Source organism: Paraburkholderia bengalensis (assembly GCF_037126505.1).
GTDB classification, from domain to species: domain Bacteria; phylum Pseudomonadota; class Gammaproteobacteria; order Burkholderiales; family Burkholderiaceae; genus Paraburkholderia; species Paraburkholderia bengalensis.
This window is the reverse complement of the sequence record NZ_JACFYJ010000155.1, coordinates 1-12,900: the sequence shown is the minus strand read 5'-3', so window position 1 is coordinate 12,900 and position 12,900 is coordinate 1. Positions and strand designations below refer to the sequence as shown.

Below are 12,900 nucleotides of genomic sequence, written 5' to 3'. Positions count from 1 at the left end.
GGCTTTCTTTTGCCTGCTTTTCTTTGCCGCTGCAAAGAAAAGTAGGTGCCGCCCCGCACAGGGGCAACGCTAATCAACCAGAGACAAAGAGCGGATGCCACCGCAAAGGGCACGCACGCACCGGCAACGCCCGCGCCGCAAAAGCGCTATCGCGGATGCCCGAGCAAAAAGGCAACCACACACCGGCAATGCCCGCGCCACGAAGGCGCAACGCGGATGCCCACGCAAGGGGCAAGCACCATCGGCAACGCCCGCGCCACGAAGGCGCCATCGCGGATGCCCACGCAAAGGGCAGTTACACACCGGCAACGCCCGCGCCGCGAAGTCGCAAAGCAGATGCCAGTCAAAAGCCAAAAGCGTCGCAGACAACAAAAAAACCTCACGCCGCGATACGCGCCTTCCCCACCACATGCTGACGCGCATCGTCGCGCCGATGCACCCGTTGCCCCATCGCATAGCTCTCGTACACAGCACGATCGTCGCCGAGCAGCGCAAACGCGAACAGCAGTTCTTCCAGCGTTTCCGTACGCGCCGTTCGCCGCGCGAGCAGCGGCGTCGCCTGCGGATCGAGCACGACGAAGTCGGCTTCCGACTTCGGCTTCAACGTGCCGATCGTGTCGCCGAGATCGAGCGCCTCGGCGGCGCCCGATGTCGCGAGCCAGAACATGCGCGTCGCCGTCAGATGATGGCCGCCCAGCCGCGCGACCTTGTGCGCCTCGTTCATCGTCTGCAGCATCGAAAACGATGTTCCGCCGCCGACGTCCGTCGCCAGCGCCACCGGCATGCCCGATTCGGCTGCCTTGTCGAAATCGAACAGTCCGCTGCCGAGAAACAGGTTCGACGTCGGGCAATGCGAGGCGACCGCGCGCGTCTCCTTCATGCGGCGACGGTCCTGTTCATCGAGATGGATGCAGTGCCCGTACACAGCACGCGGACGCAACAAACCATAGTGATCATAGATGTCCAGATAGCTGCGGTGTCCGGGAAAGAGGCTCGCCACCCACTTCACCTCGTCGTGATTCTCGGCGACGTGGCTCTGGATGAACACATCGGGATGCAGCTTCGCAAGCGCGCCCGTCGCTTCGAGTTGCGCCTCCGTCGACGTCGGCGCAAAGCGCGGCGTGAGCGCGTACATCTGCCGTCCCTTGTTGTGCCAGCGTGCGATCAGCTCGGCGCTGTCGTCGTAGCCGGATTGCGCCGTGTCGCGCAGGAACTCGGGGCAGTTGCGGTCCATCAGCACCTTGCCGCCGATCATCCGCACGTTGCGCCCCTGGGCTTGCGTGAACAGCGCATCGGCCGACTCCTTGTGCACCGTGCAGTAGACGAGCGCCGTCGTCGTGCCGCATGCGAGCAGCTCGTCGATGAAAAAGCGCGCGGTGTCCTGCGCAACGGCGGCATCGCTGAAGCCACGCTCGGTCGGGAACGTGTACTTGTCGAGCCACGGCAACAGTCCCGGCGCGGGCGACGCGATCATGTCCGTCTGCGGGAAGTGAATGTGCGTATCGATGAAACCGGGGACGATCAGCTTGTCGCGCATCTCGACCACCTGCGCGCCCGGCGCAAGCTGCGCAGCGACGCTCGCATGCGCGCCCGCCGCAATGACATGTCCGTCTTCGACGATCAGAAGGCCGTCTTCGTTGAAGACTGCGGCATTGGACGATTGCGCAGGATCGCCGTTGAACGTCAGCAGTTGCGCGCGATAAGCCGTTTGAGTCATGAGTGAAACCGTCTCCGTACTATAGGAATGAAGCGGGAATCAGGCCGATGCGCGCCAGTGCGCATCGAGCTTCGCGATCATCGCGTCGCGTTCCGCGGGCGTCACGAACGACGCCTCGAAGCTGTTGCGGATGATCGTGTACATGTCGTCGTCGTCGAGCTTGAGCGCTTCGATCGTCGCGAGATAATTTGCGTTGACGTAGCCGCCGAAATAGGCGGGATCATCGGAATTCACGGTGACGGCGACGCCCTCGTCGAGCAGCGCCTTCAGCGTATGTTTGGTCAGGTCGTCGAACACGCACAGCTTCAGGTTCGACAGCGGGCAGACGGTCAACGCGACACGCGAATCCGCGAGACGCGTGACGAGCGCCGGGTCTTCGATGCTGCGCACGCCGTGATCGACGCGATCCACTTTCAGCAGATCGAGTGCTTCGTAGATGTACGACGGCGGGCCTTCTTCGCCCGCGTGCGCAACGAGTTTGAGGCCTTTTTCACGGGCCTTTGCGAACACGCGCTCGAACTTCGAAGGCGGATGGCCGCGCTCGGACGAATCCAGGCCGACGCCGATCAGGCGATGCGGATATTGATCGAACAAAGGCAACGCGGCTTCGAAGGTGGCGAGCGCATCGTCTTCGGACAGGTGGCGCAGGAAGCACAGAATCAGCTTGCTGGTGAGGCCGCGCTGCTCGCCTTCGGCGAGCGCGCGCTCGATGCCCGCGACGACCGTCGCGATCGATACGCCGCGTTCTGTGTGCGTCTGCGGATCGAAGAAGATTTCCGCGTGCACGACGTTGTCCGCGAGCGCGCGCTCGACGTACGCCATCGTCATGTCGTAGAAGTCCTCTTCCTTCAGCAGCACGCTCGCGCCCGCGTAGTAGATGTCGAGGAACGACTGCAGATCGGTGAACGCGTACGCGGCACGCAGCGCGTCGATCGATTCATACGCGAGCTTCACGCCATTGCGTTCGGCGAGTCTGAAGATCAGCTCGGGTTCGAGCGACCCTTCGATGTGAATGTGCAGCTCGGCCTTCGGTGCGCCGTTTGTCTTTTGAGCTAGCGGGGAAAGTGCGGTTGTCGTCATGGTCGGTCGATGGTTCGGGTTATCGATGGTGTTATCGGACGCCCGATGGCTGGTCGGGCGTCCCCCAATGCTTGCGATGCCGTTCGCGTCAGACGGTTTGCGCGCTGTGCGCCGCGTTGGCCTCGACGGCCTGCAGCAGTTGCGCCGCCGCCGAAATCGCGATGATTTCCGGCGACTTGTCGACGATGCCGTCCACGCCGAGCGGGCATTTCATCCGCGCGATCTGCGCCGGGTCGAAGCCGCGCGCGGCGAGCCGGTGCTCGAACTGCTTGCGCTTCGTGTGCGAGCCGATCATGCCGAAGAACGCAAAGTCGCCGCGCCGCAGAATGCGCTCGGCGAGATCGAGGTCGAGCGCATGGTTGTGCGTCATCACGATGAAGTACGTGTGCGGCGCGGCCTGGTCGATGGCTTCGTCGGGCGCATCGTTCGCGTCGATCGTCACGTTCGCGGCGCCCAGCGCTTCAGGCGGCGGGAATTGCGCGTCGCGCGCGTCGACCCAGTGCACGCGGCAGGGCAAGGTGGCGAGCACGCGCACGAGCGCGGCGCCCACGTGCCCCGCGCCGAACAGCACGACGGGAAAATCGCGTGGCGCGATGGTTTCGGTGAGCAGCGCGCTGCTGTCGTCGAAACCCGCTCCGTCCCACAGCAGGCAATCGGCGGATTCGACGCCCGGCTCCGGATCGGATAGCATCACCGCATCGGGTGCGGGCCCGAATGATACGCTACGCACCACCGATTGACCCGCCGAAAGCCGCTTCGCAAGCGAGGTCACCCAGCCGAGATCGCCGATGTCGAGCCGCTCGAACGCGAGCACGACGGCACCGCCGCAGCACTGTCCGAGGCTCGGTCCGAGCGCGAAGCGTTCGAGCCGCCGCATGTTCGGCGCGCGCATGCCGTCGCGCAGCACGCGCAGCGCGCTCTCGATCGCTTTCCATTCGAGGTGCCCGCCGCCGATCGTATGGCGCGCCGAGTCGCGCGTGACGATCATCTTGGTGCCGGCATCGCGCGGCGCCGAACCTTCGGCGCGCGCGACCGTCACGAGCACGACGGCGTCGCCGTGCGCGAGCAGTTGTTGCAGATCGGTGAGCCAGGCTTGCATCCGGCCATTCTCCATACGGGGCCGGGCGGGTTGACCGCACAGCCGGTTGATCGTTGCGCTGCGCGTTCGTGTCGCGCGACGCTGCTTGTTGGGCCTCGTGTCGAGCGTGACCTGCTACGCGCTCGCGGGTTCCGATGACGTTGGACGGGCCGCTGCGTCGATCGTTGCAACCGGCCGCAGTGCATCGATGGCATCGAGAATCGCTTCCGGCGTGGCGGGCGCGCGCAGCGCGGGCGCATGCGGCGCATCGGGCGCATCGGGCGCGGTGGCCGCGACGGCATCGCGAATCGCGAGAAACACCGAGAACGGCAGCAGCAACGGCGGCTCGCCGACGGCCTTCGAACGGAACACGGTCGGCTCGGCGTTCTCGTTGCGATATAGCTTCACGTTGAACGCGGCGGGCGTATCGCTGACGGCGGGTATCTTGTATGTCGACGGCGCGTGCGTCATCAGGCGGCCGTCGCGATTCCACCAGAGCTCTTCCGTCGTCAGCCATCCCATGCCCTGGATGAACGCGCCTTCTACCTGGCCGAGGTCGATGGCGGGGTTGATGGACTGACCGGCGTCGTGCAGTGCGTCGGCGCGCACCAGTTTCCATTCGCCCGTCAACGTATCGATCACCACTTCGGACACGGCTGCGCCATACGCGAAGTAGTAGAACGGATGGCCCGTCAGCGTCTTCGCGTCCCAGTGCACTTTGGGCGTCGCGTAGAAACCGTCGGACCACAACTGGACGCGCGCGAGATACGCGGCGCCGACCAGTTGCGCGAACGGCATCGACGCGCCGTTGGCCTGCACGAGGCCGTTCGCAAACTGCACGTCTTCCGCGTTGCCGCCGAGTTCCTTCGCGGCGAGCGCGGCGAGGCGCGCGCGGATCGCGTGCGCGGCGGCTTCGGCGGCTTTGCCGTTCAGGTCGCTGCCCGTCGATGCCGCCGTGGCCGACGTGTTCGCCACCTTCGACGTATCGGTGGCCGTGACGCGCACGTGCGCGAGCGGCAGGCCGAACGCGTTCGCGACCACTTGCGCGACCTTCGTGTTCAAACCCTGGCCCATTTCCGTGCCGCCGTGATTCACGAGCACGGAGCCGTCCTTGTAGACATGCACGAGTGCGCCCGCCTGGTTCAGGAACGGCACGTTGAACGAGATGCCGAACTTGACGGGCGAGTACGCGATGCCGCGCTTGAGCACCGGGCTTTTCGCGTTGAACGCGGCAATCTCCGCGCGCCGCGCGTGGTAGTCGCTCGAGGCGATCAGTTCATCCGTCAGCGGCGCGATGATGTTGTCTTCGACGGTCTGTCCGTACGGCGTGACGTTGCGTTCGCCGACGCCGTAGAAATTTGCGCGCCGCACGTCGAGCGGATCGCGCTTCAGCTCGCGCGCGATGCCGTCCATCATCACTTCCATCACCAGCGCGCCTTGCGGGCCGCCGAAGCCGCGAAACGCCGTGTTCGATTGCGTGTTGGTCTTGCACGGCAGCGCGACGATATCGACGTCCGACAGGTAATACGCATTGTCAAAGTGGCACACGGCGCGTGTCGCGACGGCGCCCGACAGGTCCGCCGAAAAGCCCGCGCGCAGCGCGATCTCGACGCGCGCGCCGAGAATGCGGCCGTCGTCGTCGAAGCCTGCTTCGTATTCGTAGACCGCGTCGTGACGCTTGCCCGTGATCATGAAGTCGTCGTCGCGATCGGCGCGCAGTTTCACGGGCCGGCGCAAGCGATGCGCGGCCAGCGCCGCTGCGCACGCGAACAGCGCCGACTGCGATTCCTTGCCGCCGAAACCGCCGCCCATCCGGCGGCATTCGCACACGACGCTATGCGACGGCCAGCCGAACATATGTGCGACCACCTGCTGCATTTCGCTCGGATGCTGCGTCGAGCTATAGACGAGCATGCCGTCCATTTCCTTCGGCACGGCATACGCGATCTGGCCTTCGAGATAGAACTGCTCCTGGCCGCCGACTTCATAAGTGCCCGTGATCCGGTGCGGCGCACTCGCGATCTTTTCGGCGGGCGCGCCGCGCTTCAGATGCAGCGGCGGCAGCACGAACTGCTTTTTAGCCTTCGCTTCGCTGGCCGTCAGCAGGGCTTCGAGCGGCTCGTAGCGCACCACGTCGTCGCTTTTCGCGAGCGACGCCGCGCGCCGTGCCAGTTCGTGACTGTGCGCGACGACGATGAACACCGGCTGGCCGAGATACAGCACCTCGCCGTCGGCGAGAATGGGATCGTCGTGCAGCACGGGGCCGCAGTTGTTTTCGCCGGGGATGTCGTCGGCCGTCAGCACCGCGACGACGCCGGGGGCGGCGCGCACGGCTTGCAGATCGAGCGACACGATGCGCGCGTGCGCATGCCGCGACAGACCGAGCGCGGCGTGCAGCGTCTGCTGGAGTTCGGGAATGTCGTCCGTGTAGGTTGCTTCGCCGCTCACGTGCAACGCCGCCGATTCATGCGGCAACGGCACGCCGATCGCGGCCTGGGCTTCGTCGCGCGCCAGTTCCGGCAGCGCGGTTTGCTGTGCGAAAACGTCGGTCCGTTTGTTCATCACGTCTGCTCCTGCGCGGCTGCGCCGTGAAGCGCGCTGGCATCGAACGCGAATGCGTTGACCTCGCGCAACGCGAGCGGATCGGCGTCGCGCGTTTCGAGATGAAAGCGCCACAGCAGATTGCGCGCCACCTTCAGCCGGTACGCGCTCGTCGCGCGCATGTCGGTGAGCGGCTGGTAGTCGGCGGCGAGTGCTGCCATTGCGCGCTGCGCGCTGGCGGCGTCCCACGGCGCGCCGGCGAGAGCCGCTTCCGCCTGCTGCGCGCGCTTCGGCGTCGCGGCCATCCCGCCGAACGCAATGCGCGCGGCGACGATCGCGCCGTCCGCGATACGCAGCGCGAAGGCCGCGCAGACGGCCGAGATGTCCTGGTCGTAGCGCTTGGCGACCTTGTACGTCCGAAAACGCAGATCGGGCGCGGGACGCGGCACGCGGATCGCCGCGACGAATTCGCCGGGCTCGAGCGCTGTCTTCTGGTAGCCGAGATAGAACGCGTCGAGCGGCAGCACGCGCGTCTTGTGCTCGCGTTGCAGCACGACAAGCGCGTCGAGCGCGATCAGCGCCGGCATCGAATCGCCGATGGGCGAGCCGTTCGCGACGTTGCCGCCCAGCGTGCCCGCGTTGCGGATGGGCAGCGACGCGAAGCGCATCCACATTTCCGCGAGTTCGGGATAGTCGGCGGCGAGCGCGGCGTAAGCCTCTTCGAGCGAGACGGCCGCGCCGATCGTCAGCGTCTGCGCATCGCGTTCGATCGTCTTCAGTTCGGCGACGTTGCCGATAAACAGAATGTCGCCGAGATCGCGGAACTGCTTCGTCACCCACAGACCGACGTCGGTGCTGCCTGCCAGCAGCCGCGCGTGCGGGTGCGCGGCGCGCAATGTCGCGAACGCGTCGAGCGTGACGGGCGCGAAGAAAGCGGGCGTGCCGAATGCGTCGCCGCGCGCGTCGGGCGCGCGATATTCGAACGTGCCGTCGCGCTGGATTCGTTCAAGCGCCTCGATGACGGCGGCGCGATCGAGCGCGGCGCGCGGATATGGCTGCTCGTCGAACATCTTTTGCGCGGCCTCGACGATCGGCCGGTAGCCGGTGCAACGGCACAGATTGCCGGAGAGGGCGGTGTTGATCTCGTCGCGTGTCGGCAGGCCCGCGCCAGCCGGATGATTCTCGTAGAGCGCCCACATCGACATCGCGAAGCCCGGCGTGCAGAAGCCGCATTGCGAGCCGTGACAGTCGACCAGCGCCTGCTGCACGGGATGCAGCGCGCCGTCGGCGGCGCGCAGGTCTTCGACGGTGAAAAGGGCGCGGCCGTCGAGCGTCGGCAGAAACTGGATGCAGGCGTTGACGGCCTTGAGCGTCAGCTGGCCGCGCGCATCGGTTTCGCCGACCACGACCGTGCACGCGCCGCAATCGCCTTCCGCGCAACCTTCCTTGGTGCCCGTGCAGCGCAGATCGTCGCGCAGATGCTGCAGCACGGTGCGCGTGGCGGGCACGCCGCTTACCTCGCGGACGGCCCCCTGGTAATAGAAGCGGATGGTTTGCGTTGTCACGGCGAATCCTGAAGACATTGCGGACCGGGCGCGCGTTACGCATGGGGCCGCCACAGCCGGCCTCGCGCACGTAGATCGCCATCCTGCATCGAACATAACACCACTTTGTCCCAAAAATATTTCCCCGCGCGAATGGGGGTTATTCGGGAGCGGTCATGAGGGAGGCGGGTTGGATCGCGGGGACCCCAAATGGCCGGCGCAACAACACGCTCAAAGGCTTGCGGAACGGGGCTCTGGCGGGATGTCTGGCGATCGGGCGCGGCTTGGGCGGAACGGCCAGGCGGGCCAGGTGTTTACGCCGAAGGCTGACGGTGAAGTGCGTGGCGGGGAATCGTCGGGAGGGCGGATGAGGCGGATTGAGGCAGATGACGCGGCGAATGCCGCCGCCGCGCCGGTTCTCGTAAAGGCTCGTTGGACCCGGCGCGGCGTCGCGGCTTACCGGGCGCGGCGATTACGCCAGAGGCTGGTCGCGAGCGCCAGAAACATCACGACGAAGCCGATCAGCGACCAGCCCGGCAGCGAAATGCCGAGAATCGGCGGATAGGGCGTTTCGCACAGTCCGGCGACCTTGAACACGCCTGGCAGCCAGTGCGCGGGCGGCAAGCCGTCCACGATTGGCTGCAGCGCGTCGAAACCGCAGCTGAAGTTCGGGTGCGATTGCACGTACACGTGGCGCGCGGCCGTCAGCAGCCCGCCGAGCGCCGACAGCAGCGCCAGCACTTCGAGCAGCCGCACGCCCGTCCAGCCGCGAAAGCGCGCGCCGAGGAACGCGAAAATCGCGATCAGCAGATAGAAATAGCGCTGGATGATGCACAGCGGGCACGGGTCTTCATGTTCGACGAACTGCAGATAGAGCGCGCCCGCCACGAGCGCGAGACAGACAAGACCGAGTAGAACGAGCAGACTGCGCTCGCGGCGCAATGTAACGTTATCGATGATCATGATCCTGCTAGCGGTGGAAGTTCCGGAAAGGGTGCGGCGATTCTAGCCGAAGCCCGCCGCGCGTGCCGGCACGGCGAAAGCCCATGGGGCGGCGGCACGGCCGCTGGCATGGGAGCCGCCGCGCGCATCAGCGGATCGTATTCAGTACCGCTTCGACGGCCCGTCCTATTCCCAGCAGCGCGTCGTCGGCATGCGGCGCGGCCGCGAGCATCAGGCCGACGGGCGCGCCGCCGCGCGGATGACAAGGCAGCGAGATCGCGCAGGCATCGAGGAAATTGAACGCGCTCGGATTGCGCAGCACGAGGCCGTTCGCGCGGAAGAACGCGTCGTCGTCGACGAGATCGGCGACGCGCGGCGGCACGATGGGCACCGTCGGCGCAACGATGGCGTCGAAGCGTTGCCACATCGGGCGCGCCTCGGCGAGCACGGCGGCGCGTTCGGCGAGCAGGTCGAGATAGTCGGCGGCCGTCGCCGGCTGGCCCTTCAGGATGCGCGCGAGCACACGCGGGTCGTATGCGTCGCGCTGCGCGTCGAGCAGCGGGCGATGCCACGCGTACGCCTCGATCGGCGAAAAGCCAAAGCGGTTGATGTCGGCGAGCCGGTCGAGCGGCGCAAAGCGCACGTCGCTGACGATCGCGCCCGCCGCTTCGAGATGCTTGAGCGCGGCGTCGTAGGCCGCTTCCACTTCCGGCTCGATGCCGTCCGTCACGTAATGATTCAGCACGCCCAGACGCAAGCCTTCGAGCGGACGCGCGGCGGGAACGACGGGCTCCAGCCCGGCAAGAATCCGGTCGACGAGCGCGCAGCACGCCACTGTCACGCCGATCGGACCGAACGCGTCGAGCGTGCTCGACAGCGGCACGCCGCCTTGCTTGGGCACGCGGTCGGCCGTCGGCTTGAAGCCCGTCAGGCCGCACAGCGCGGCGGGTATGCGCAGCGATCCGCCCGTGTCGCTGCCGAGCGCGACGGCCGCCATGCCGTCCGCCACGGAGGCGGCCGCGCCCGACGACGAGCCGCCCGACACCCGCTCGTCGCCCGTCGCGCCGCGCCGCCACGGCGACAGCGGATTGCCGTAGTGCGGATTGAGACCGAGGCCCGAAAATGCGAACTCGCTCATGTTCGTGCGCCCGACGATCACGGCGCCCGCGCGCTTGAGCCGCGCGACGGCGGGCGCGTCCGCCGTCGCGGGCGCGGCGTTCGCCAGCGCCTTCGAGCCCGCGCGCGTCACCTGTCCTTCGATGTCGAACAGATCCTTCACCGACACGGGAATCCCCGCGAGCGGCGACAGCACGATGCCGGCGGCGCGCAGGCGGTCGTGCGCGTCGGCCGAAGCGCGGGCGTTGTCGGCGTCGACCTGTATGAAGACGGCCGCCCCCTGGCCGGCGGGATCGGCGATGCGAGCGAGCGCGGTTTCGACCAGCGCGCGGCTCGTCGTGCGGCCGGCGGCGAGATCGGCGGCCAGTTGGGCGAGGGGCGGGAACGGCGTGAGTCCGGATGGCGTGGCAGTGGTCATGGCGAAAGTGCGGCAGGCCTGTAGAGGAAATGAAATGCGGGCGACGGAGAATCGAAGCGTCACAGCCGCTCAGAGCCGTATTGTGACGCGTGTGACGCGTCGCGCGGAATCGGCGCGAGTCTCGCGCCGGGCGCGTCCGCGCGCGCGTCGAAATACATCGGCGGACACGGTAAATCGTTTTCCACTGTCGATGCGGTACCATCGCGTTTTCTGTATTGATTTTGTAAGGAACGACGTCATGCACCACGGAATCGGCTTCATTCAGGATCTGGCAGTCGTGATGGCGCTCGCAGGCGTCGTCACCGTGCTGTTCCATCGCCTGAAGCAGCCGGTGGTGCTCGGTTATATCGCGGCGGGCGTGATCATCGGGCCGTACACGCCGCCGTTCCAGCTGATCCACGACGAACAGACCATCCAGACGCTCGGCGAACTGGGCGTCGTGTTCCTGATGTTCTCGCTCGGGCTCGAATTCAGCCTGCGCAAGCTGTTCAAGGTCGGCGCGACGGCCGTGGTCGCCGCGCTGTCGGAAATCGTGCTGATGCTGTGGATCGGCTACGAGATCGGCAGCGCGTTCGGCTGGAGCCGGATGGATTCGCTGTTTCTCGGCGCCATTCTCGCTATCTCGTCGACCACGATCATCGTCAAGGCGCTCTCCGAACTCGGCCTGAAGCGCGAGAGCTTCGCGCAACTGGTATTCGGCATCCTCATCGTCGAGGACATTCTCGCCATTGCGATGCTCGTGCTGCTGTCGGGCATCGCGCAGACGGGCGAGTTGTCGGCGGGCGTCGCGTTCGTCACGCTCGGCAAGCTGCTGCTGTTCATGACGGTGTCGCTGGTGGTCGGCATTCTGGTCGTGCCGCGCGCGCTCAATTACGTGGCGAAGTCGCAGAGCGACGAAATGCTGCTGGTCGCCGTGCTGGGCTTTTGTTTCGCGTTCTGCCTGCTGGTCGTCAAGCTCGACTACAGCATCGCGCTCGGCGCGTTCCTGATCGGCGCGATCATGGCGGAGTCGCGCCATCTGCACCGCATCGAGCATCTGATCGCGCCGCTGCGCGACGCCTTTTCGGCCATCTTCTTCGTGACCATCGGCCTGATGCTCAACCCGGCCGTGCTGGTCGAGTATGCGTGGCCGATCGCCGTGATCACGGTCGCCGTTATTCTCGGCAAGATCGTTTCGTGCGGGCTCGGCACCTTTCTGGCGGGCAAGGACGGGCGCACGGCGATGCGCGTAGGCATGACGGTATCGCAGATCGGCGAGTTCTCGTTCATCATCGCGTCGCTCGGGCTCACGCTCAAAGTCACGAGCGCGTTCCTGTATCCGATCGCCGTCGCCGTGTCCGCGCTGACGACGCTCTTCACGCCGTATCTGATCCGCGCCGCCGACCCCCTCACGCGCCGGCTAGGACACGCGATGCCGCGTACGGTCGCGAATGTGTTCGCGATGTACGGACAGTGGCTTGGCAGTCTGAGGCCGGCGTCGGGCGAGCCGACAGTTTTCGGGCTCACGCGTCGGATCATTCTGCAGATCGCGGTGAATCTGGCGATCGTCGCTGCGATTTTTCTGGCGGCCTCGTATGGCGCGCCGTATTTGACGCGTTACGGCGCCGGTCTGATCGAGCAGTGGCTGCCGTCCGAACCGATGCGGCGCGTCGTGCTGTGGAGCGCGGCGCTCGTCGTGTCGCTGCCGTTTCTGGTTGCCGTCTACCGGAAGACCAAGTCGCTTGCGTTGCTGCTCGCCGAAATTAGCGTGCAGCCCGCGAAGGCCGGGCGCTTCACTCGCGCGATCCGCTATGCGATTTCGGACCTGGTGCCTGTCGTTTCGATGCTAGGCGTGTTTCTGCTCGTCGCGGCGCTGTCGAGCACGATCCTGCCGCCGACGGGCCTGCTGGTCGCCGTGCTGATCGTCGCGGCGCTGCTGCTGGCGCTGCTGTGGCGCTGGTGCGTGCGCATTCACGCGACGATGCAGATCGCGCTGCGCGAAACCTTCGACGAGCAGCCGGATCCCTGAAGCAGACACGCTGCAACCCTCGCTACCACCGTTTTGGCTGGGACTCAACCGCGGCAGGTTGCATGTTGTGTCTCGATGTGACGAATTGTGTGCCGGTTTGCCGCTCCAGAGCGCGAGGCGGATAATAAGATATGTCTATTCGTTCACGCGCGAAGACGCGTCTGTCATACAGTCATGAGCGAGAACAATTCCGATAACGCCGGTATACCCGGCGCACCATCTCCTTCGACGAGCCAGCCCGGCACCGCCGGGTCGCCGCCGGCTCCGACTCCGACTCCCACCCCCGCCAAGGCGGCAGCTTCCACCGACGCCCCCGAAAGCGCGTCCAACGTGACGCCTGAAAACGCCGCCGCCGCGCAGCGCCGCGAGACCGAACAGGCTCGCGCGAGCGCCGCGCAGGCGACTGCGCAGCAGGAGGCCGCGGCGCGCGTGCAGACGGTCGTCACGAATGCGGAG

General features: G+C 66.4%; 9 protein-coding genes and 1 pseudogene. 3 read left to right on the top strand and 7 right to left on the bottom strand.

Annotated features, from left to right (window positions below):
- Nucleotides 1-416 (top strand): hypothetical protein (locus H3V53_RS40680; protein ID WP_336602651.1); only part of this gene is annotated, 416 nt, incomplete at its 5' end.
- On the opposite strand, the gene guaD is transcribed toward H3V53_RS40680, so the two are convergent.
- The 7 genes from guaD to H3V53_RS40645 all read right to left on the bottom strand — a co-directional run bounded on the left by guaD (nt 380) and on the right by H3V53_RS40645 (nt 10,436).
- Nucleotides 380-1,717: a guanine deaminase gene (gene guaD, locus H3V53_RS40675; RefSeq protein WP_336602650.1), complete on the bottom strand. Its 1,338-nt coding sequence runs from the start codon at nt 1,715-1,717 to the stop codon at nt 380-382. The two genes, H3V53_RS40680 and guaD, sit on opposite strands and share 37 nt — an antisense overlap.
- Nucleotides 1,718-1,756: 39 nt before the next feature.
- Entirely contained in the window at nt 1,757-2,797 is a 1,041-nt protein-coding gene (locus tag H3V53_RS40670) for an adenosine deaminase (RefSeq protein ID WP_336602649.1), read from the bottom strand.
- 88 nt (nt 2,798-2,885) lie between these two features.
- Nucleotides 2,886-3,896 (bottom strand): xanthine dehydrogenase accessory protein XdhC, encoded by a 1,011-nt coding sequence (gene xdhC, locus H3V53_RS40665; protein WP_336602648.1) that lies wholly within the window; start codon nt 3,894-3,896, stop codon nt 2,886-2,888.
- Between the two features lie 114 nt (nt 3,897-4,010).
- Entirely contained in the window at nt 4,011-6,437 is a 2,427-nt protein-coding gene (gene xdhB / locus H3V53_RS40660; RefSeq protein ID WP_336602647.1) for a xanthine dehydrogenase molybdopterin binding subunit, read from the bottom strand.
- Nucleotides 6,437-7,981: a xanthine dehydrogenase small subunit gene (gene xdhA / locus H3V53_RS40655; protein WP_336602646.1), complete on the bottom strand. Its 1,545-nt coding sequence runs from the start codon at nt 7,979-7,981 to the stop codon at nt 6,437-6,439. Before xdhA ends, xdhB begins: the two co-directional genes overlap by 1 nt.
- 435 nt (nt 7,982-8,416) lie before the next feature.
- On the bottom strand, nt 8,417-8,923 hold the full coding sequence (locus H3V53_RS40650; protein ID WP_336602645.1) for a disulfide bond formation protein B: 507 nt from the start codon (nt 8,921-8,923) through the stop codon (nt 8,417-8,419).
- Nucleotides 8,924-9,050: 127 nt separating this feature from the next.
- Complete coding sequence (locus H3V53_RS40645) at nt 9,051-10,436, bottom strand: amidase (protein WP_336602643.1); 1,386 nt, start codon at nt 10,434-10,436, stop codon at nt 9,051-9,053.
- A 238-nt stretch (nt 10,437-10,674) separates the two neighbouring features.
- Between H3V53_RS40645 and H3V53_RS40640 the strand changes: the two genes are divergently transcribed.
- Together H3V53_RS40640 and H3V53_RS40635 are read left to right on the top strand one after the other, a co-directional pair.
- Nucleotides 10,675-12,444 carry a cation:proton antiporter gene (locus H3V53_RS40640; RefSeq protein ID WP_336602641.1) on the top strand — a complete coding sequence of 590 codons (1,770 nt, stop codon included), beginning with the start codon at nt 10,675-10,677 and terminating at the stop codon, nt 12,442-12,444.
- 174 nt (nt 12,445-12,618) lie between these two features.
- Nucleotides 12,619-12,900, top strand: a pseudogene (locus H3V53_RS40635) (peptidase C26); the annotation flags it as partial.

Bases quoted from the DNA above. Each gene is read 5' to 3' on its own strand.
- xdhC (WP_336602648.1), bottom strand. From the start codon at position 3,896: ATGCAAGCCTGGCTCACCGATCTGCAACAACTGCTCGCGCACGGCGAC.
- H3V53_RS40645 (WP_336602643.1), bottom strand. From the start codon at position 10,436: ATGACCACTGCCACGCCATCCGGACTCACGCCGTTCCCGCCCCTCGCC.
- xdhB (WP_336602647.1), bottom strand. From the start codon at position 6,437: ATGAACAAACGGACCGACGTTTTCGCACAGCAAACCGCGCTGCCGGAA.
- guaD (WP_336602650.1), bottom strand. From the start codon at position 1,717: ATGACTCAAACGGCTTATCGCGCGCAACTGCTGACGTTCAACGGCGAT.
- H3V53_RS40650 (WP_336602645.1), bottom strand. From the start codon at position 8,923: ATGATCATCGATAACGTTACATTGCGCCGCGAGCGCAGTCTGCTCGTT.
- H3V53_RS40640 (WP_336602641.1), top strand. From the start codon at position 10,675: ATGCACCACGGAATCGGCTTCATTCAGGATCTGGCAGTCGTGATGGCG.
- H3V53_RS40670 (WP_336602649.1), bottom strand. From the start codon at position 2,797: ATGACGACAACCGCACTTTCCCCGCTAGCTCAAAAGACAAACGGCGCA.